Origin of the sequence: Geodermatophilus chilensis (assembly GCF_002802985.1) — a bacterium.
In the GTDB taxonomy this organism is placed as follows: Bacteria; Actinomycetota; Actinomycetes; order Mycobacteriales; family Geodermatophilaceae; genus Geodermatophilus; species Geodermatophilus chilensis.
On record NZ_NVPT01000054.1, the window covers coordinates 14,034 to 31,038 of the forward strand.

Consider the following 17,005-nt stretch of genomic DNA (forward strand, 5'->3'; position numbering starts at 1 on the left):
CGGGGGCGCGGCAGGTCCTGAGTCGAGGGCGGCCCGGGCGGGTAGGCGGCTGTCGTGGCGGTGGTCATCGGGACGTCGGGCTGGCAGTACCGCGACTGGCGCGGCCGTTTCTACCCGCCGAAGCTGCCGCAGCGGCTGTGGCTGGAGCACCACGCGGAGCACTTCGCCAGCGTCGAGAGCAACAACGCCTTCTACCGACTGCCCGAGCGGACCACCTTCGAGGCCTGGCGGACGCGCACGCCCGCCGACTACCGCTGGGCGGTCAAGGCCAGCCGGTTCCTCACACACGTCAAGCGGCTGCGCGACCCCGGGGAGCCGGTGGCCCGGCTGGTGGAGCGGGTGGCCGGCCTTGGCGACCGGCTGGATGCCGTCCTCCTGCAGCTGCCGCCCACGCTCAAGGCCGACGCCGACCTGCTGCGCGAGTGCCTCGCGCAGTTCCCGGCCGACGTGCGGGTCGCCGTCGAGCCGCGGCACGACTCCTGGTGGACCGACGAGGTCCGCGCGCTGCTCGAGCGCTACGGCGCGGCGCTGTGCTGGGCCGACCGCGCCGAGCAGCCGGTCGCGCCGCTGTGGCGCACCGCCGACTGGGGCTACCTGCGCCTGCACACGGGAGCCGAGGGCTGGGCCTACCGCCCGGAGACGCTGCGGGTGTGGGCCGAGCGCCTGTCGGAGGCGTACGGGGACTCACACGTCCTCGTGTACTTCAACAACGACCCCGGCGGGGCGGCCGTCACCGACGCCGTCGTCTTCGCCGAGGCGGTCCGCCGCACGGGCCGGTCGCCGACCCGCGTGCCCACCGCCGACCAGGCGACCGGCCGGGCCTGGGCGCCCCCGGAGACGCCGCAGGCCGGGACGCCGCTCGCGGGAGCGGGCCCCGGCCTGCCGGAGGGGTGAGGGGTCAGTCGTCGTCGGAGCCGCTGCGCTCGGCCTCCCGCTCGGCGGCCTCCCGGGCCTCCTCCTCGGCCTCGCGCTGGGCCTCCGCAGCCTCCTCGGCCTGCTCCTCGGCGGCCTCGCGGGCCTCCTCTTCGGCCTCGCGCTGGGCCTCGGCGGCCTCCTCGGCGGCCTCGCGGGCCTGCTTCTCGGCCTCGCGGGCCTGCTCGTCGGCCGCCCGCTGGGCCTCACGCGCCTCGCGTGCGGCCTCTCGCGCCTGCTCGTCGGCCGCCCGCTGGACCTCCCGCGCTTCCTCCTCCGCGTCGCGCGCGGCCTCGCGGGCCTGCCGCGCCGGGGTGGCGGAGTCGTCGGTCCCGGCCGCGTCGTCCGCGTCGTCGGGGGAGTCGGTGCCCGAGTCGTCGGACTCGGTGGCGTCGTCAGAGGAGTCGGTGCCCGAGTCGTCGGACTCGGTGGCGTCGCCGGGGGAGTCGGTACCGGAGTCGTCGGTCTCGAGCGCGTCGTCGGGGGAGTCGGTGCCGGAGTCGTCGGTCTCGGTGGCGTCGTCGTCCGCCGAGTCCGGCAGGTCGAACGGGGAGACCACCTCGACGGCGCCGGCGACGACGTCCTGCACCGGCGTGGGCAGCGCGCCGGCCGCCCCGGCGCCGGTGACGCCGGCGACGGCGATGCCGAGTCCGGCGGTGGCCTGGGCGACGGTGCTGGCGCCGACGATCTTGGCCGCGACGGCGGCCAGGCCCTCGATGAGTGCCATACCGGTGTTCTCCCTGGAGTCGGTGGCCCGCGGGGAGCAGGGCCATTGACTTCTGATCGGCTGCCGGATGCCGATGCCGGAGTCGTCTCACCCGAGAGGGGCAGGACCCTGTATCACGTGCGGGTCTTCGACGAACCGCACGCCGAGTTGCTCGGCGGCCCGGCCCAGCATCGTCTGGACGGCGAGGGTGTCGGCCAGCGGCATCACGGCGCTCTCGGTCCGCCCGGCCCGCAGGCACGTGGTCACCTCGGCGAGCTCGTGGCTGTAGCCGGTGCCCGACGGTGGCAGCGTGATCTCCTCGGGATCGGCGCCGGTGCGGTGCAGCACGATGGTGCTCGGGTGGTGGAAGCGGGGCAGGACGTCGATCCAGCCGGTCGTGCCGAGCACCCGCGCCTGCCCGGGCGTCGGGTAGCGCAGCGAGGTCGTCAGCGTGGCCGACCGCCCGTCGGCGTACCCCAGCAGCAGCGCGACCTCGGCGTCGACACCGGTGGCGAACAGCGAGCCGGTCGCGGTGACGGTGTCCGGGTCGCCGAGCACCATCTGGGCGAACGAGACGACGTAGACGCCGAGGTCGAGCAGTGCCCCGCCGCCGAGCTCGTGGGCGAAGAGCCGGTCGGCCGGGTCGAACTCGCGGGCGACGCCCAGGTCGGCCTGCACCGACCGGACCTCGCCGATCGCGCCGTCGGCCACCAGCTCCCGCAGCCGGACGACGGCCGGCTGGAACCGCGTCCACATCGCCTCCATGACGAAGACGCCGCGCTCCCGGGCCCGCTCGACGACCTCCCGGGTGCCCTCGGGGGTGGCCGTGAAGGCCTTCTCCACCAGCAACGCCTTCCCCGCGTCGATGGCGGCGAGGGCGACCGCGTGGTGCTGGGCGTGCGGCGTCGCCACGTAGAGGACGTCGACCTCCGGGTCGGCCAGGATGTCGGCGTAGGAGCCGTGTGCCCGCTCGAGCCCGTGCCGCTCGGCGAAGGCCGCCGCGCGCTGCGCCGACCGGGAGGCGACCGCGACCGGCCGGGCGCCGGGCACGTGCGCGAAGTCGGCCATCACGTTCTCGGCGATGCGGCCCGGTCCGACGACGCCCCAGCGGATCTCCTCGGTCACCGGCAGGACGCTATCCGGGCGGGCAGACTGACGCCGTGGCGGTGCTGATCGACCCCCCGGTGTGGCCGTGGCGCGGTCGGCGGTGGTCGCACCTGGTCAGTGACGTCTCCTACGACGAGCTGCACGCCTTCGTCGCCGCCGAGCTCGGCATCCCGCGGCGGGCGTTCCAGGGCGACCACTACGACGTCCCCGCCGAGCTCTACGAGGTGGCGGTGGCCGCCGGCGCCGAGCCGGTCGGCGGGCGCGAGCTGCTCGCCCGGCTGATGGGAGCGGGGCTGCGGCTCAAGAAGAGGCGCGCGCCTTCAGGAGGCTGAGCTCCGCGGCGAGGTTGGCCCGCGCCCGCGGCGTCCACTCGTCGGCGACGGCCGGCAGCCGGTACAGCCCCGGCAGCGCCAGCAGGTGCTCGAGGACGGCGGTGCGCCCGGCGGTGAACTCGGCGTCGGAGAGGTGGCCGTACTCCTCCCGCACCGCCGACGCGTAGGCGGCGTAGGCCTCGGGCGGTCCGGCCAGCACCGCGAGGTCGGCGTCGCAGAGCACCGCGCCGTTCGCGTCGTCCGGCGCCGGGTCGTGGCCGGCGGTCAGCAGCACCAGCCGGGCCACCTCCTCGACCCGCTCGGCGGGCACCAGCCCGCGCAGGCCGGCGCGCGCCCGCTCGGCGCTGACCTCCTCGTTGTCGCCGCGGCGGGGGTCGTAGACGACGTCGTGGTACCAGGCGGCCAGCCACACCGCGGCGGGGTCGGTCGCGGCGCCGCCCACCTCCCCGACCAGCCCCAGGACGGCGGCCAGGTGCGCCAGGTCGTGGTAGCGGCGGTGCGGCTCGGACCACGCCGCGACGACGGCGGCCCACTCGGTGCGGGAGGTGGGGGAGTCGCCGGCCAGCTCCGCCCAGGCCTCGAAGCCCACCAGGCTCATGCCACCCCGCAGGTGCGCAGCGTCAGCAGGGCGAAGGCGCGCGCCGCGGTGACCAGCTCGTCGACCGGCACCCGCTCCAGCGGCCCGTGCGCCAGGTGCAGGTCACCGGGGCCGTAGTGCAGCGTCGGCACCCCGGCCGCGGCGTAGAGCCGCAGGTCGCTGCCGGCGGGGATGGCCCGCTCCGGCGGCACCCCGGCGCCGGTGTCGGCGACCGCCCGCTGGACGGCGGGCAGCAGCGGGTGCCCGGCGGGCAGCGAGCCGCTGGCGAAGGCGCCACCGGTCCACGTCAGGCGCACCGGGTGCCCGGCCAGCCACGGGTCGGCGGCGCACAGCTCGGCCAGCCGCACCTCGAGGGCCGCCCGCGCCGCGGCGACGTCCTCGCCGAGCCGGACGCCGTAGCGCCCGTCGGCCACCAGCCGGTCGGGCACCGAGCTGGCCCAGTCCCCGGCCCGCACCCGGCCGATGCTGATGCCGTACGGGTAGGGGACGCCGTCGAAGCGCGGGTCGGCGCCGGCCTGCCGCTCGGCCTCGAAGGCGCGCAGCCCGGCGTGCACCCGCTCGAACAGCTCGATGGCGCTCACCCCGCGGTCGCGGTGGGCGGCGTGCGCGGCGTGGCCGGTCACCTCCAGGCGGAAGGTGAGCGCCCCGGCGTTGGCGGTGACGACCGCGCCGGCGGTGGGCTCCGGGATGACGCACAGGTCGCCCCGGTGCCCGCGCCGCAGGGCGGCCCACGCGCCGAGGCCGCCGTCCTCCTCGCCGACGACGGCATGGACCGCGACCGGGCGGGCCAGCCGCACCCCCGCCGTCCGGACGGCGGCCAGCGCGGCGAGGGCGGCGACGACCCCGGCCTTCATGTCGCAGGAGCCGCGGCCGTGGACCGCGCCGCCGGTGACGTGAGGGTCGAACGGGTCACGGGGCCACAGGGCCCGGTCCCCGGGCGGGACGACGTCGGTGTGGCCGCAGAAGACCAACGCCGGCGTCCCCGCCTCGGCCGCCGGACCGGTGCCGACGACGCCCCACGCCTCGCTGCGCTCGACCTCCTGGCCCGGCGCGTCCGGTGCCGTGGCCGCCTCGGCGAGGTCGACCTCCCAGCGGTCGACGGCGCAGCCGAGCTCCTCCAGCCAGTCGCCGACCAGGTGCTGGACCTCGGACTCGGCCGGGGTGCCGCCGACCGAGGGGACGGCCACCAGGTCCTGCAGCCGGGCGACCGCCCAAGCCTCGTCGACGGCGGAGAGCACGCGCGCCTCGGCGTCGGTCAGATCGGCCACGGGCGGAGTCTGGCACGCACCCGGAACGGTCGAAGTCACTCGCCCCGGGCCGTGTGAGGCCGCGTCGCCGGGGGTAGCGTGGAGAGCGTCCGGGCCGGGTGCATCGTGCCCCCGGGTGCCAATTTGGTTACGCCTTCGCGGACTACCGCCCCGACCTCGGTCGGGGGCCTGGAGCCGCGTTGTGCTTCTCGCCGCGAGGCGGCCGTCGCCCGGTCCGGACCCTTCCCCCGCCGTGCCGATCGCGCGCGCCCGCCCTACGGTCGACCCCTGGACGACGGTGGGGAGGCCCTCATGGCTGGAGCAGTGCGGCAGGACCGGGGGACGACGGAGGAGCGGCACCGGCTGCCGGTGCGCACGCTGGTCTCGGCCAGCATCGGCAACGCCGTCGAGTGGTTCGACTGGACGGTGTACGCGACGTTCGTCGTCTTCTTCGCCGGCCAGTTCTTCCCGGCCGAGAACCGGGCGCTCGCGCTGATCGGGGCGACGTCGGCCTACGCGCTGGCCTTCTTCTTCCGTCCGTTGGGCGGCATCCTGCTCGGCCGGTTCGCCGACCTGCGCGGTCGCAAGGCCGGGATGCTGCTCACGATCCTGCTGATGGCGGGCGGCTCGATGGTGATCGCCATCCTGCCCACGTACGAGCAGGTGGGCTGGCTGGCGCCGATCCTGCTGCTGCTGGCCCGCATCGCCCAGGGCATGTCGCTCGGCGGTGAGGTCTCCAACGCCTCCGCCTACCTGGGGGAGATCGCCCCTCCGGACCACCGCGGCCGGTACTCGTCGTTCTTCTACGTCTCCACCGGCTCGGCGCTGCTGGCCGCCTCCCTGCTCGGTGTGCTGCTGACCAGCACCCTGAGCCAGGACCAGTTGGAGTCCTGGGGCTGGCGGATCGCCTTCTTCATCGGCGGCATCCTGGGCCTGGTGGGCATGTGGCTGCGTCGGTCGCTGGTCGAGACCGAGCAGTTCGAGGAGAACGCGGAGAAGGCCCGGGCCACGAAGCACCCGCTGCTGCAGACGATCAAGTACCACCCGAAGGCCGTGGCCCAGCTCTGCGCGTTCACGCTGTTGTCGACGCTGTCGTACTACACGTTCTTCAGTGCGCTGACGCCGTTCGCGATCACCTTCCGGGGCGCCGACAAGACCGACGTCTTCATCGCGCTGTCGATCGGTACCGCGCTGTTCGTGGCGCTGTGCTACCCGTTCGGGGCGCTGTCGGACCGGTTCGGGCGCAAGCCGCAGCTGCTGGTGTGGTCCGGGGCGATCGCGGTGCTCATCGTGCCGCTGTCATTCCTGGTGCGGGACAACCTGTTCTCGCTGATCGTCGTCTTCTGCACGGGTCTGGGGCTCTACGCACTGATGGCCTCGATCGCCCCGGCGATCATGAGCGAGCTGTTCCCCACGGAGCTCCGGGCCACCGGCATCGGCGCCTGGTACAACCTCACGGTCGCCACGTTCGGCGGTACGGCCCCGCTCGTCATCACCTGGCTGTCGAACAACGGCCGGCCACTGTGGTTCTTCTGGTACGTGGCGGTCGCCGCGGCCGTCGCCTTCCTCGTCATCCTCACCCTGCGCGAGACCAAGGGCACCGAGCTGCGCTGAGGACCGGCTGACGGGCCCGTCCCCGGTCAGCCGCCGCCCCGGCGTCACGAACGCACGGGGAGCGGATCGGACCCGATCGCCCGCCGGGGGTCGGCGGAGACCGGCGGTCGGGCATCTGTGGACGCGTCCCGCAGGTGTGGAGGGAGCGGCTGCCCCCGGGCCTGCCCGGTCGGGTAGCTGACCCACGGCGGGGGACTGGGGCAGGGTGGCGGCGTGCCCGCCGTCGAGTCCGCGCGCCACCCGGCCACCTGGCTGGTGGCGGCGTGGGCCTGGCCGCTGTGGCAGGTCGTGCAGGCGAGCGCCGCCGGGCCCTACACCCGCCGGGACGCCGTGTGGTGGGCGCAGTGCCTGGACCGGCCGCAGCTGGAGCGGCTGCCCGCGAGCGCGCGCTTCGGCTGGCTGGTCGCCCGGCACCCGGAGTTCCGCTCGCTGGTGCACTACCGGCTGACGCCGCTGCCGTGGGCGGTCCGGCTGCTGCTGCGCGCGGTCTACCGGCCGCTGCCCACGCTGCACCTGAACTGCGCGGTGATCGGCCCGGGGCTGTTCATCGAGCACGGCTTCGCGACCACGCTCACCGCACGCACCGTCGGCCGGGACTGCCGGGTCAACCAGCAGGTCACCATCGGGCACACCAGCCGCGGTCAGCCGGTGATCGGGGACCGGGTGAGCATCGGGGCCGGCGCCGTCGTCATCGGGCCGATGACGGTGGGGGACGACGCCCGCATCGGCGCCAACGCGACCGTCGTGCGGGACGTGCCCCCGGGCGCGGTCATGCTCGCCCCGCCCGCCGTCGCCCGGTAGCCGTCGGCACATTGCCGGCGTTCCTCGTGCATTGCCGGTACTGCAACACCGGCAACGCGCGAGGAATCCCGGCAACGGCTCTCAGAGCATGGTGCGGAGGCGTTCCCGTCGGGCGCGGAGCACGTCGACCGACGCCGAGGCCGACGGCGGCCCGGGCACGGCCTTGCGCAGCTCGGTGTGCACCACCCCGTGCGGCGTGGAGGTCTTGGCCGCGACCCGGGCGACCAGCCGGTTGACCTCCCGGCGCAGCTCCGCGGCGTCGCGCCAGGAGCGGCCGGCGTCGTCCTCGTCGGGGTGGTCCTCGACGACCGGCAGCTCGCCGGTGTCGTCGTCGTGCACGCGCTGGGCGATGCGCAACCGCAGCTCCTCGTCCCGCTGGGCCAGCAGCGACGCCGTCTGCTCCGGGGTGAGCAGGCCGGGGATGCCGAGGAAGTCCTCCTCCTCGGCGGCCAGCGGCGCGGCCGTACCGCCCCCCGAGCCCTCACCGGTGTGCGCGGTGCCGCTGTGCAGCACGTGAGCGAAGCGGGCGTCGGCCTCGAGCGCCTCGAACTGCTTCATGGTGACCGGCTCGCGCTCCTTGGCCGGGAGCGGCTCGAGGTCGAGGGCCTCGGGGTCCTGCGCCTTGGGCGGCGGCATGACGTGGTTGCGCTGCTCCTCCATCGACGCCGCCAGCGACAGCAGCGGCCGGACGGCGGGCAGGAACACCGTCGCCGACTCGTGCGACGCCCGGGCGCGGACGACGCGGCCGACGGCCTGGGCGAAGAACAGCGGCGTCCGGTACGAGGTCATCCACGCCAGGACGGCGGCCCGCGGGACGTCGACGCCCTCGGAGATCATGCGCACGCAGACCGCGATCCGGGCCGAGCCGGTGGCGAAGCGCTCGATCTTCTTCGACGCCTTCGGGTCGTCGGACAGGATCAGCTCCGGCGCCTTGCCGGTGACCCGGCGGACGATCTTGGCGTAGGCGCGGGCGTCGTCCTGGTCGCTGGCGAGGATCAGCCCGGCGGCGTCGGGCATGCCGCCCTCCTCGCGCAGGTGGGTGATCCGGTCGTCCATCGCGGCGATGACGTGCGGCACCCACTGGCCCTTGGGGTCCAGCGCGGTGCGCCAGGCCTGCATCTCGACGGAGCGGGTGCCGGCCTCGGACAGCGAGGCGGCGACGACCTCGCCGGCGGAGTTCCGCCAGCGCGAGGTGCCGGTGTAGGCGGCGAAGACGACCGGGCGGACGACGCTGTCGGCCAGCGCCTCCTTGTAGCCGTAGGTGTAGTCGGCGCGGCTGACCAGCCCGGCGCCGTTCTCGCCGTCGTCGCCCTCGAAGCCGTCCTCCTCGTAGCGGACGAAGGGGATGCGCTCGTCGGGCTTGGTGCGGAACGGCGTCCCGGTCAGGCACAGCCGGCGGGCGGCGAAGCCGTAGGCCTCCTCGACCGCCTCGCCCCAGGAGAGGCCGTCACCGGCGTGGTGCACCTCGTCGAGGATGACCAGCGTCTTGACCGCGGTGGAGCGGGCTGCGTGCAGCATCGGCTTGCCCGCCACCTGCGCGTAGGTGGTCACGTAGCCCTGGGTGCCGGCGCGGACCGGGCCGACGGCGTTGGTCAGCCCCGGGTCCAGGACGATGCCCATCCGGTCGGCGGCGTCGGCCCACTGCAGGCGCAGGTGGTCGGTCGGGCAGACGACGACCACGCGGGCGACCTCGCGTCGCTGCAGCAGCCGCGCGGCCAGCGTGAGGGCGAAGGTCGTCTTGCCTGCGCCCGGGGTCGCGGTGACGAGGAAGTCCTTCGGGGACTCCTGCTCGTACTTCTCCAGCGCGGCCTGCTGCCAGGCCCGGAGCGGTCTGCTGGTCCTCTGCGGGGCGACCGCCTCCGCGCGTGCTGCACTCGCCATGTCGAGGGCCATCCTGCCTGCGCGACGAGCAACACGCCCAACCGGCCACCTCCCGCGCGTGCCGCCCGCGACGACGTATGGCACCGACCGTCGCGTCGCTGACCTGGGTCGATGCCGAGGGGAGCGGCGCGGTGTGGGCATCGTCATGCCCGTGACGGACCGTGCCGTCCGTTCCGGCAGCCCCGGCTGCCCACCGCGCCCCAGCCGTCCCACCGCGGCGTCGCTCGGAGCCTCCCGTCGAGAGCGGTCGTAGGCTGGACGCGGCTCCTCGACCAGGAGGCCCTCCCGGCCCGGGTGACAGCGGCACACCACCCGCACCCCGGCGCCGTCCCCCTCACCGCGCAGTCCCTCCTGGAGCACCGGTGTCGTCCGCCGTCCTCTCCCGTCCCGCCCCCGCCCTCGCCGACCGACTGGCCGGGGTGGCCAGCTCGCCGGTCCGCGAGCTGCTGGCCCTCCTCGACCGCCCGCAGGTCGTCTCCTTCGCCGGCGGCCTGCCCGCACCGGAGCTGTTCGACCTCGACGGCGTCCGCGCCGCCTACGAGTCCGTGCTCTGGGGCCCCTCCGCCCGCCGGGCCCTCCAGTACGCGCCCACCGAGGGCGACCGGGAGCTGCGCGCGCGGGTCGCCGCCCGGATGACCGCCCGCGGCCTGCTCACCACCGTCGACGACCTGCTGGTCACGTCCGGCTCGCAGCAGGCGCTGAGCCTCGTCGCGACGGCGCTGCTCGACCCGGGCGCGGTCGTGCTGGTGGAGGACCCGACCTACCTGGCGGCGCTGCAGTGCTTCCAGCTCGCCGGCGCCCGGGTGGTGCCCGTGCCCACCGACGAGCACGGCATCGACCCGGCCGCGCTCGCCGACGTCCTGGAGCGGGAGCGGCCGGCGCTGCTCTACCTGGTCCCGACGTTCGCCAACCCGACCGGGCGCACCATGCCGGCGGAGCGGCGGGCCGAGGTCGTCGAGCTCACCGCCCGGCACGGCGTCTGGGTGGTCGAGGACGACCCCTACGCCGAGCTGCGCTACCGGGGCGCCCCGGTGCTCCCGCTGGCCGCGCACCCGGGCGCCGACGACCACGTGCTGCACGTCGGCAGCTTCTCCAAGATCGCGGCGCCGGGGCAGCGGCTGGGCTGGCTGCGGGCGCCCTCCCGGCTGCTGCCCGCGCTGACGGTCGCCAAGCAGGCGGCGGACCTGCACACCTCCACGGTCGACCAGGCCGCGGCGGCGGCGTGGTTCGCCGCGGCCGACGTGGAGGCGCACGTCATGACCCTGTGCTCGGCCTACCGGGCCCGCCGGGACGCCCTCGTCGAGGCACTGCCGGACGCGCTGCCGCAGGGCAGCACCTGGACCGACCCCGACGGCGGCATGTTCGTCTGGGTGCGCCTAGCCGGGGCCCCCGACACCGCCGACCTGCTGCACCGTGCGCTGGCCCACGACGTCGCCTTCGTGCCGGGCGCGGCCTTCTACGCCGGGACGCCGGACCGGGCCACGCTGCGGCTGTCGTTCACCACGAACACGCCGGCGCGGATCGCCGAGGGCGTCGCCCGCCTCGGGGCCGCGCTCGCCGACGGCTGAGCCGTGCGACCTGACCGTCGTACGCGAGGAGCCCAGGACCGGCGCGGTCCTGGGCTCCTCGGGGTACAGCAGTGAGCGCGTTCAGTCGGCGGGCTCGTCCACCCAGTCCGGGCCGTTGACCTCGCCGGGCCCGGCCAGGTCGGCGGCGTCGACGATCGTGTACGCGTAGCCCTGTTCGGCCAGGAAGCGCTGCCGGTGGGCGGCGTACTCGGCGTCGAGGGTGTCGCGGCTGACCACGGTGTAGAAGTGCGCCTGCCGGCCGTCGGCCTTGGGCCGCAGCACCCGGCCCAGCCGCTGGGCCTCCTCCTGCCGCGACCCGAAGGTCCCCGACACCTGGACGGCGACCGCGGCCTCGGGCAGGTCGATGGAGAAGTTGGCGACCTTGGACACCACCAGGGTCTTGACCTCCCCGGCGCGGAAGGCGTCGAAGAGCTTCTCCCGCTCCCGGTTGGTGGTCGAGCCCTGGATCACCGGGGCGTCGAGGGCGCGGCCGAGCTCGTCGAGCTGGTCGAGGTAGGCGCCGATGACCAGCTTCTGCTCGTCGGGGTGCCGCTCGAGCACCCGGCGGATCACCGGCAGCTTGGAGCTCGCCGTCGCGGCGATCCGGTAGCGCTCCTCGGGCTCGGCGATCGCGTAGGTCATCCGCTCCTCGTCGTCGAGGGCCACCCGCACCTCGATGCACTCGGCCGGGGCGATGTAGCCCTGGGACTCGATGTCCTTCCACGGGGCGTCGTAGCGCTTCGGGCCGATGAGCGAGAAGACGTCGTCCTCCCGGCCGTCCTCGCGCACCAGCGTGGCGGTCAGCCCGAGCCGGCGGCGGGACTGCAGGTCGGCGGTGAGCCGGAAGATCGGCGCGGGTAGCAGGTGCACCTCGTCGTAGACGATCAGGCCCCAGTCCTGCGCGTCGAACAGGTCCAGGTGCCGGTACTCGCCCTTCCGGCGGGTGGTGATCACCTGGTAGGTCGCGATCGTGACCGGGCGGATCTCCTTGCGCTCGCCGGAGTACTCGCCGATCTCGTCCTCGGTCAGCGAGGTGCGGGCCAGCAGCTCGCGCTTCCACTGCCGCCCGGAGACGGTGTTGGTGACCAGGATCAGCGTCGTCGCCTTGGCCTCGGCCATCGCCGCGGCACCGACCAGCGTCTTGCCCGCCCCGCAGGGGAGGACGACGACGCCCGAGCCGCCGGCCCAGAAGCCGTCGACGGCCTCCTGCTGGTAGTCGCGCAGGTGCCAGCCGTCCTGCGCCAGCTCGATGGCGTGCGCCTGCCCGTCGACGTAGCCGGCGAGGTCCTCGGCCGGCCAGCCCACCTTGAGCAGCGCCTGCTTGAGCCGGCCGCGCTCGGAGGGGTGGACGACGACGGTGGCGTCGTCGATCCGCGCCCCCAGCATCGGCGCGACCTTCTTGCTGCGGACGACCTCCTCGAGCACCGCGCGGTCGGAGCTGATCAGCACCAGCCCGTGCACCGGGTCGTTCTGCAGGGTGAGCCGGCCGTAGCGGTCCATCGTGTCGGCGACGTCGACCAGCAGCGCGTGGGGCACGGGGTAGCGGGAGTAGCGGACCAGCGCGTCGACGACCTGCTCGGCGTCGTGCCCGGCGGCGCGCGCGTTCCACAGCGCCAGCGGCGTCACCCGGTAGGTGTGCACGTGCTCGGGGGAGCGCTCCAGCTCGGCGAACGGCGCGATCGCCGCGCGGCAGTCGCGGGCGGCCGGGTGGTCGACCTCGAGCAGCAGCGTCTTGTCCGACTGGACGATGAGGGGTCCGTCAGTCACGGGGACCTTTCGGCAGGCGGGAGGGGACGGCGGCCGCGCAGGGCCTCCGACACGGTAACCACGGGCACCGACAGCACCTTCCCGTCGAACGGTCGACCGGCGCCCCGGCGTCGTGTGCACACAGCGCTGTCACCGGTCCCTGACCGCGGTGTGTGCACACAGCGCTGCCGTCGAGCGGTCAGCCGACGCGGTCGTCGTCCTCCACCAGCGCCACCGAGGTGATCCGGTGGACGGCGAAGGTGCGGCTCTCCCCGCGGCGCTCGTCGTAGCCCTGCAGGAAGCCGCCGGCCAGGGACACCGGCTGGACGACGCGCTGGCTGCCGCTGCCCTGGGCGTCGACGTAGCCCAGCCACACCGGCACGCCCTCGCGGACCGCGCGGGACAGCAGCTCCAGCGTGCCGGCCGTGGTGACCCCGGGCACCTGCCGCACGGCCTCGCCGCGGCGGGCGGCCAGGGCGGCGTCCCCGGCGCGGATCTCCCGCACCGTGGCGGCCACCTCTTCGCCGGTCAGCGGGCGCGGTGCCTGCGGGGCGGCCCCGCCGGGACGGCGCCCTGCGGCGCGCGGCCGGGCCGGCGGGCGGGTGAGCACCGCGCCGCCCGGGGACTCGCCGGCCGGGGCGTAGCCGGCGTCGCGCAGCACGGTGAGCACCTCGTCGGCGCCCAGTCCGCTGACCAGCACCCCGGGCGCGAGCCGGCGCAGCTCCGCGGTGGCCGTGCGCCGGTCGTTGAGCACCTGGGAGAGCAGCCCGTGGTCGTCGGAGCGCACGTAGCTCTCGATCGCGCCCACCCGCAGCCGGCCGTGCTGGCGGGCGACGTCGTCCACCAGGTAGTCGAGGGCCTGCGGCACCGGCGTCCGCGAGGCGCGGGCGAAGAACTCGTGCAGGTCGGTGGCCGACCAGCCGGCGTCCAGGGCGCGGCGCACGCTGGACTCCGACACCCGGAACACCGTCGCCCCGCCCGAGGACTCGACGTCGGCCACCACCGCGAGGGTGTCGGCGAGCTCGGTGACCAGCGGGCCGGGCGCCACCAGCGACAGGTCCGGCTGGGCCAGCACGTGGTCGACCGGGTCGGGCAGCAGCCCACGCACGGCGTCGGCCGCGCCGTCCTCACCCCGGGTCAGCAGCCCGCGGCCGCCGCTGGACAGCACCCCGCCCACGACGACGCCCAGCCGCGCGGCCTCGGCCAGCAGGTCGGGCACCGGGGCCAGCCGGTCGGCCCGCCGCGGGGTGCGCCAGCGCAGCAGCGCGACCAGGTCGTCGGCGGCCACACCGCGGCCGGGCGGGTACTCGGCCAGCGCGGTGAGCGCCGAGCGGCGGATCGCCGGAGCGGTGTGCCGGACCAGGTCGGGGGAGAGGGCGTTGACGGCCTTGCCCGAGACGTCGCGCTGCCCGGCGAGGGAGGGCAGCCGGACGGCGGCCAACCAGCCGGCGGCCAGCGTCGCCCACCGGTCGGGCAGCTCCTGCTCCCGCCACAGGTCGAAGGCGCGCGTGGGCAGCCACTCGTCGCGGTGCGGGCCCCCGACGTCGAGCAGGCCGGCCGCATGCGCCAGCTCCAGCAGCCAGCCGGCCTCGGGCTCGGCGACGTGCAGTGCGCGGGCCAGGCGCTTCTGGTCGCGGACGCCGACGCCTCCGCTGCGCAGCAATCCGGCCGGCTCCTCCTCGAGCAGGGCGAGCAGCTCGCCGACCCGCCCGATCGCCTCCATCGCGGCGCCCGCGGCCTGCCGGTCGACGACGGCCGGGTCGCGCTCGACGACGGCCGGCTCCGGGCGCACCCGCGGCGGGCCGTAGGGCAGGCTCCCGCGCAGCTGCAGCCCGATCTCGCGGGGGAGCTCCACGTTGAGGGCGTCGATGCGGGCCAGCAGACCGCGCTGCAGCAGCCGCCGGGCGGGGGAGGCGGCGCTGCCGTCGGTGTCGGGCAGATGGCCCACGGGGCGGTCGCCGGTCAGCCGCTCCAGCACGTCGCGCTCCTCGGCGGGCAGCTCGGCCAGCGCCTTCGGCAGGTCGGTCGGCAGCGTCAGCCGCAGCTCGCCGGCCTGTCGTCCCAGGCCGGCCGGGTAGCGGACCGCGCGGCGCACCGGCTCGGGGGCGTGCAGCACGTCGTCCCCCCACAGCAGCGCCCGCGTGGTGAGCCGGTCGACGGCGGCCTCGAGGACGTCGTCGGGCACGGCGGGCAGCGCGGCGGGCAGGTCGGCGGCGTCCACCCCGTCGGTCTCGGCCAGCAGCACCACGTCGAGCACCTGCAGCGTGGCGGCGTCCAGCTCGTCGAGCGCGCGGTCGACCGACACTGGCACGGCCAGCCGGCTGGCGAGGGCCACGACGTCGGACGGCGCGGGGCGGGCCACGTCGGGCCGGGCGGCCAGCAGCGCAGCGAGCTGCTCGTCGGTGCGGGTGCGCAGCCAGGAGGCGAGCGTCGCGGGGGCTGGCGAGGACATCCGGACCACGTTACGTCGCTGTCCCGAAGGGCTGCTCGGCCGCGGCGGCCCGCCGTCCTGGCCCGTCCTACACTCCGGGCTCGCGCTGACCGTCGTCGGCCGCGGTCCGGCCCGCGGGCCGCCGCGACGCGGACTGGGGAGGTCCGGGGTGACCGGGGTGTCGAGGGTGGTCGTGCTGGGGCTCGGCAGCGTCGCCCGCTGCACGCTCCCGCTGTTGCTGGAGACCCTGCCCCTGCCGCCGTCGGCCTACACGGTCCTCGACGCCTCGGACGACCCCGCTGTCACACGGGCGGCCCGAGAGCTGCGGGCACGGGGCGTCGGCGTCGAATCGGTGCACCTGACCCAGGACGGATACGCCGGCGTCCTGGCCGGCCGGCTCGGGGATGGCGACCTGCTTCTCGACCTGGCCTGGAACATCGGCACGCTGGACCTGCTGCAGTGGTGCCGGGACCACGGGGCGCTGTACGTGAACGCCTCGCTGGAGGTCTGGGACCCCTACGCCGGCGGGTGGGCCGCGCCGCCGACCGAGCGCACCCTGTACCGCCGCCACCTGGACCTGCGCGGCATGCTCGCCGGGTGGGGGGACAACGACGGGCCCACCGCCGTCCTGGACCACGGCGCCAACCCCGGCCTGGTCTCGCACTTCACCAAGGTCGCGCTGCTCGACATCGCCGAGGCGTGGCTGGCCGACCAGCGGTCCGCCGCGGAGCCCGAGCGACGGGAGCGGGTGGAGGGGGCGGCGGCAGGCAGGGAGTGGGCTGCGTTGTCCCGTGCGCTGGACGTGCGGGTGATCCACGTCTCCGAGCGCGACACCCAGATCTCCGCCGTCCCCAAGCGGGTCGACGAGTTCGTCAACACCTGGTCGGTGGAGGGCTTCTACGAGGAGGGCGTCGCCCCGGCCGAGCTCGGCTGGGGCTCGCACGAGCGCACCCTGCCCCCGGGGGCGCACCGCCACGGCAGCGGACCGGGCAACCAGATCTGCCTGGCGCGCCCGGGCTGCCGCACCTGGGTGCGCTCCTGGGTGCCCGCCGGGGACATCACCGGCATGCTGGTCCGCCACGGCGAGGCGTTCTCCATCTCCGACCACCTCACCGTCTGGGAGGACGGCGCGGCGGTCTACCGGCCCACCGTCCACTACGCCTACTGCCCTGCGGACGCCGCGATCGCCAGCCTGCACGAGCTGCACATGCGCGGCTATCAGCTGCAGCCCGCTCAACGGATCATGGGCGAGGACATCGTCGACGGCCGCGACGAGCTGGGCGTGCTCCTGATGGGTCACCCGCTGACCAGCTGGTGGACCGGCTCGCTCCTCGACATCCACGAGGCGCGGCGGCTGGCCCCCGGCCAGAACGCCACCACCCTGCAGGTCGCCGCCGGGCTGATCGGCGCCATCCGCTGGATGCTCGACCACCCACGGGAAGGGGTGCGGTTGCCCGACGAGCTGCCGCACGCCGACGTTCTCGCCACCGCGATGTCCTACCTGGGGCCGTTCGTCTCCCGCCAGGTCGACTGGACGCCGCTACGTTCCCGCGCGGCCCTGTTCAGCTCCGAGGGCACCCGGCAGCCCGACCCGGAGGACGTCTGGCAGTTCGCCAGCTTCCTGGTCTCCGACGGGGACTGAGGGGGTCGACGGCGGGAGGCAGTGCACCTGCATGGGGGAGAAGCCGTTGAAGCCGTCGGTGCAGTAGGTGCTGGTGTAGGCCCCGGCCGACAGGAGCAGCAGCCGGTCACCGGCGGTCAGCGCCAGCGGCAGCTGGTAGCGGTGCCGCTCATACATGACGTCCACGCTGTCGCAGGTCGGGCCGGCGAGCACCACCGGGCCGGCCGGCCCGCCGTCCCGTGAGGTCAGCAGCCGGTACTTGATCGCCTCCCCCAACGTCTCGGCCAGCCCGCCGAAGACGCCGGTGTCCAGGTACACCCAGCGCTCGGGGGGGGGGGGGGGGGGGGGCTACGGTCTGTGTGGCCCCCTCCCCTCCGCGGGGTGCCCCAACCACTCACGCGCACCACTAGCAGCCACTCGCCCGGGCCGTCTCTCCTAAAA

Annotated in this window: 14 protein-coding genes; 6 read left to right on the forward strand and 8 right to left on the reverse strand. The window is 75.4% G+C overall.

Annotation, left to right across the window (positions count from 1 at the left end):
* The first annotated feature begins 54 nt into the window (after positions 1-54).
* Positions 55-894, forward strand: a complete 840-nt coding sequence (locus tag CNO22_RS11190; RefSeq protein WP_100499444.1) for a DUF72 domain-containing protein — start codon at positions 55-57, stop codon at positions 892-894.
* A 4-nt stretch (positions 895-898) separates the two neighbouring features.
* Here CNO22_RS11190 and CNO22_RS11195 read toward each other — a convergent pair whose 3' ends face one another.
* Together CNO22_RS11195 and CNO22_RS11200 are read right to left on the reverse strand one after the other, a co-directional pair.
* Positions 899-1,639, reverse strand: a complete 741-nt coding sequence (locus CNO22_RS11195; protein WP_100499445.1) for a hypothetical protein — start codon at positions 1,637-1,639, stop codon at positions 899-901.
* Between the two features lie 87 nt (positions 1,640-1,726).
* Positions 1,727-2,743, reverse strand: a complete 1,017-nt coding sequence (locus CNO22_RS11200) for a Gfo/Idh/MocA family protein (protein ID WP_100499446.1) — start codon at positions 2,741-2,743, stop codon at positions 1,727-1,729.
* A gap of 35 nt (positions 2,744-2,778) precedes the next feature.
* Here CNO22_RS11200 and CNO22_RS11205 point away from each other — a divergent pair, with 35 nt between their 5' ends.
* Positions 2,779-3,057 carry a DUF4031 domain-containing protein gene (locus CNO22_RS11205; RefSeq protein ID WP_100499447.1) on the forward strand — a complete coding sequence of 93 codons (279 nt, stop codon included), beginning with the start codon at positions 2,779-2,781 and terminating at the stop codon, positions 3,055-3,057.
* Here CNO22_RS11205 and CNO22_RS11210 read toward each other — a convergent pair.
* Together CNO22_RS11210 and CNO22_RS11215 are read right to left on the reverse strand one after the other, a co-directional pair.
* Positions 3,026-3,655: an HD domain-containing protein gene (locus CNO22_RS11210; protein WP_100499448.1), complete on the reverse strand. Its 630-nt coding sequence runs from the start codon at positions 3,653-3,655 to the stop codon at positions 3,026-3,028. The two genes, CNO22_RS11205 and CNO22_RS11210, sit on opposite strands and share 32 nt — an antisense overlap.
* Complete coding sequence (locus tag CNO22_RS11215) at positions 3,652-4,923, reverse strand: ArgE/DapE family deacylase (RefSeq protein WP_100499449.1); 1,272 nt, start codon at positions 4,921-4,923, stop codon at positions 3,652-3,654. Before CNO22_RS11215 ends, CNO22_RS11210 begins: the two co-directional genes overlap by 4 nt.
* A 291-nt stretch (positions 4,924-5,214) precedes the next feature.
* On the opposite strand from CNO22_RS11215, the gene CNO22_RS11220 reads away from it, so the two are divergent.
* Complete coding sequence (locus tag CNO22_RS11220) at positions 5,215-6,516, forward strand: MFS transporter (RefSeq protein ID WP_100499450.1); 1,302 nt, start codon at positions 5,215-5,217, stop codon at positions 6,514-6,516.
* Positions 6,517-6,729: 213 nt separating this feature from the next.
* Positions 6,730-7,317: a serine acetyltransferase gene (locus tag CNO22_RS11225; RefSeq protein ID WP_232806957.1), complete on the forward strand. Its 588-nt coding sequence runs from the start codon at positions 6,730-6,732 to the stop codon at positions 7,315-7,317.
* 81 nt (positions 7,318-7,398) lie between these two features.
* Here CNO22_RS11225 and CNO22_RS11230 read toward each other — a convergent pair whose 3' ends face one another.
* Positions 7,399-9,198: a DEAD/DEAH box helicase gene (locus CNO22_RS11230; protein WP_100499456.1), complete on the reverse strand. Its 1,800-nt coding sequence runs from the start codon at positions 9,196-9,198 to the stop codon at positions 7,399-7,401.
* Between the two features lie 362 nt (positions 9,199-9,560).
* Here CNO22_RS11230 and CNO22_RS11235 point away from each other — a divergent pair, with 362 nt between their 5' ends.
* Entirely contained in the window at positions 9,561-10,766 is a 1,206-nt protein-coding gene (locus tag CNO22_RS11235) for an aminotransferase-like domain-containing protein (protein WP_198588255.1), read from the forward strand.
* Positions 10,767-10,847: 81 nt separating this feature from the next.
* Here the strand turns inward: CNO22_RS11235 and CNO22_RS11240 are convergent, their stop codons facing one another.
* Positions 10,848-12,533: a DNA repair helicase XPB gene (locus CNO22_RS11240; protein ID WP_100499451.1), complete on the reverse strand. Its 1,686-nt coding sequence runs from the start codon at positions 12,531-12,533 to the stop codon at positions 10,848-10,850.
* 178 nt (positions 12,534-12,711) lie between these two features.
* The gene (locus tag CNO22_RS11245) at positions 12,712-14,964 is read right to left on the reverse strand and encodes a helicase C-terminal domain-containing protein (RefSeq protein WP_100499452.1); all 2,253 of its coding nucleotides are present in this window, start codon (positions 14,962-14,964) and stop codon (positions 12,712-12,714) included.
* Positions 14,965-15,121: 157 nt separating this feature from the next.
* Between CNO22_RS11245 and CNO22_RS11250 the strand changes: the two genes are divergently transcribed.
* Positions 15,122-16,585, forward strand: coding sequence for a saccharopine dehydrogenase C-terminal domain-containing protein (locus CNO22_RS11250; protein WP_198588256.1), 1,464 nt, complete (start codon positions 15,122-15,124; stop codon positions 16,583-16,585).
* On the opposite strand, the gene CNO22_RS11255 is transcribed toward CNO22_RS11250, so the two are convergent.
* Positions 16,484-16,882 (reverse strand): type III PLP-dependent enzyme domain-containing protein, encoded by a 399-nt coding sequence (locus tag CNO22_RS11255; RefSeq protein WP_232806958.1) that lies wholly within the window; start codon positions 16,880-16,882, stop codon positions 16,484-16,486. The genes CNO22_RS11250 and CNO22_RS11255 overlap by 102 nt on opposite strands.
* Positions 16,883-17,005: the final 123 nt, after the last annotated feature.

Bases quoted from the DNA above. Each gene is read 5' to 3' on its own strand.
- CNO22_RS11195 (WP_100499445.1), bottom strand. From the start codon at position 1,639: ATGGCACTCATCGAGGGCCTGGCCGCCGTCGCGGCCAAGATCGTCGGC.
- CNO22_RS11220 (WP_100499450.1), top strand. From the start codon at position 5,215: ATGGCTGGAGCAGTGCGGCAGGACCGGGGGACGACGGAGGAGCGGCAC.
- CNO22_RS11210 (WP_100499448.1), bottom strand. From the start codon at position 3,655: ATGAGCCTGGTGGGCTTCGAGGCCTGGGCGGAGCTGGCCGGCGACTCC.
- CNO22_RS11230 (WP_100499456.1), bottom strand. From the start codon at position 9,198: ATGGCGAGTGCAGCACGCGCGGAGGCGGTCGCCCCGCAGAGGACCAGC.
- CNO22_RS11245 (WP_100499452.1), bottom strand. From the start codon at position 14,964: ATGTCCTCGCCAGCCCCCGCGACGCTCGCCTCCTGGCTGCGCACCCGC.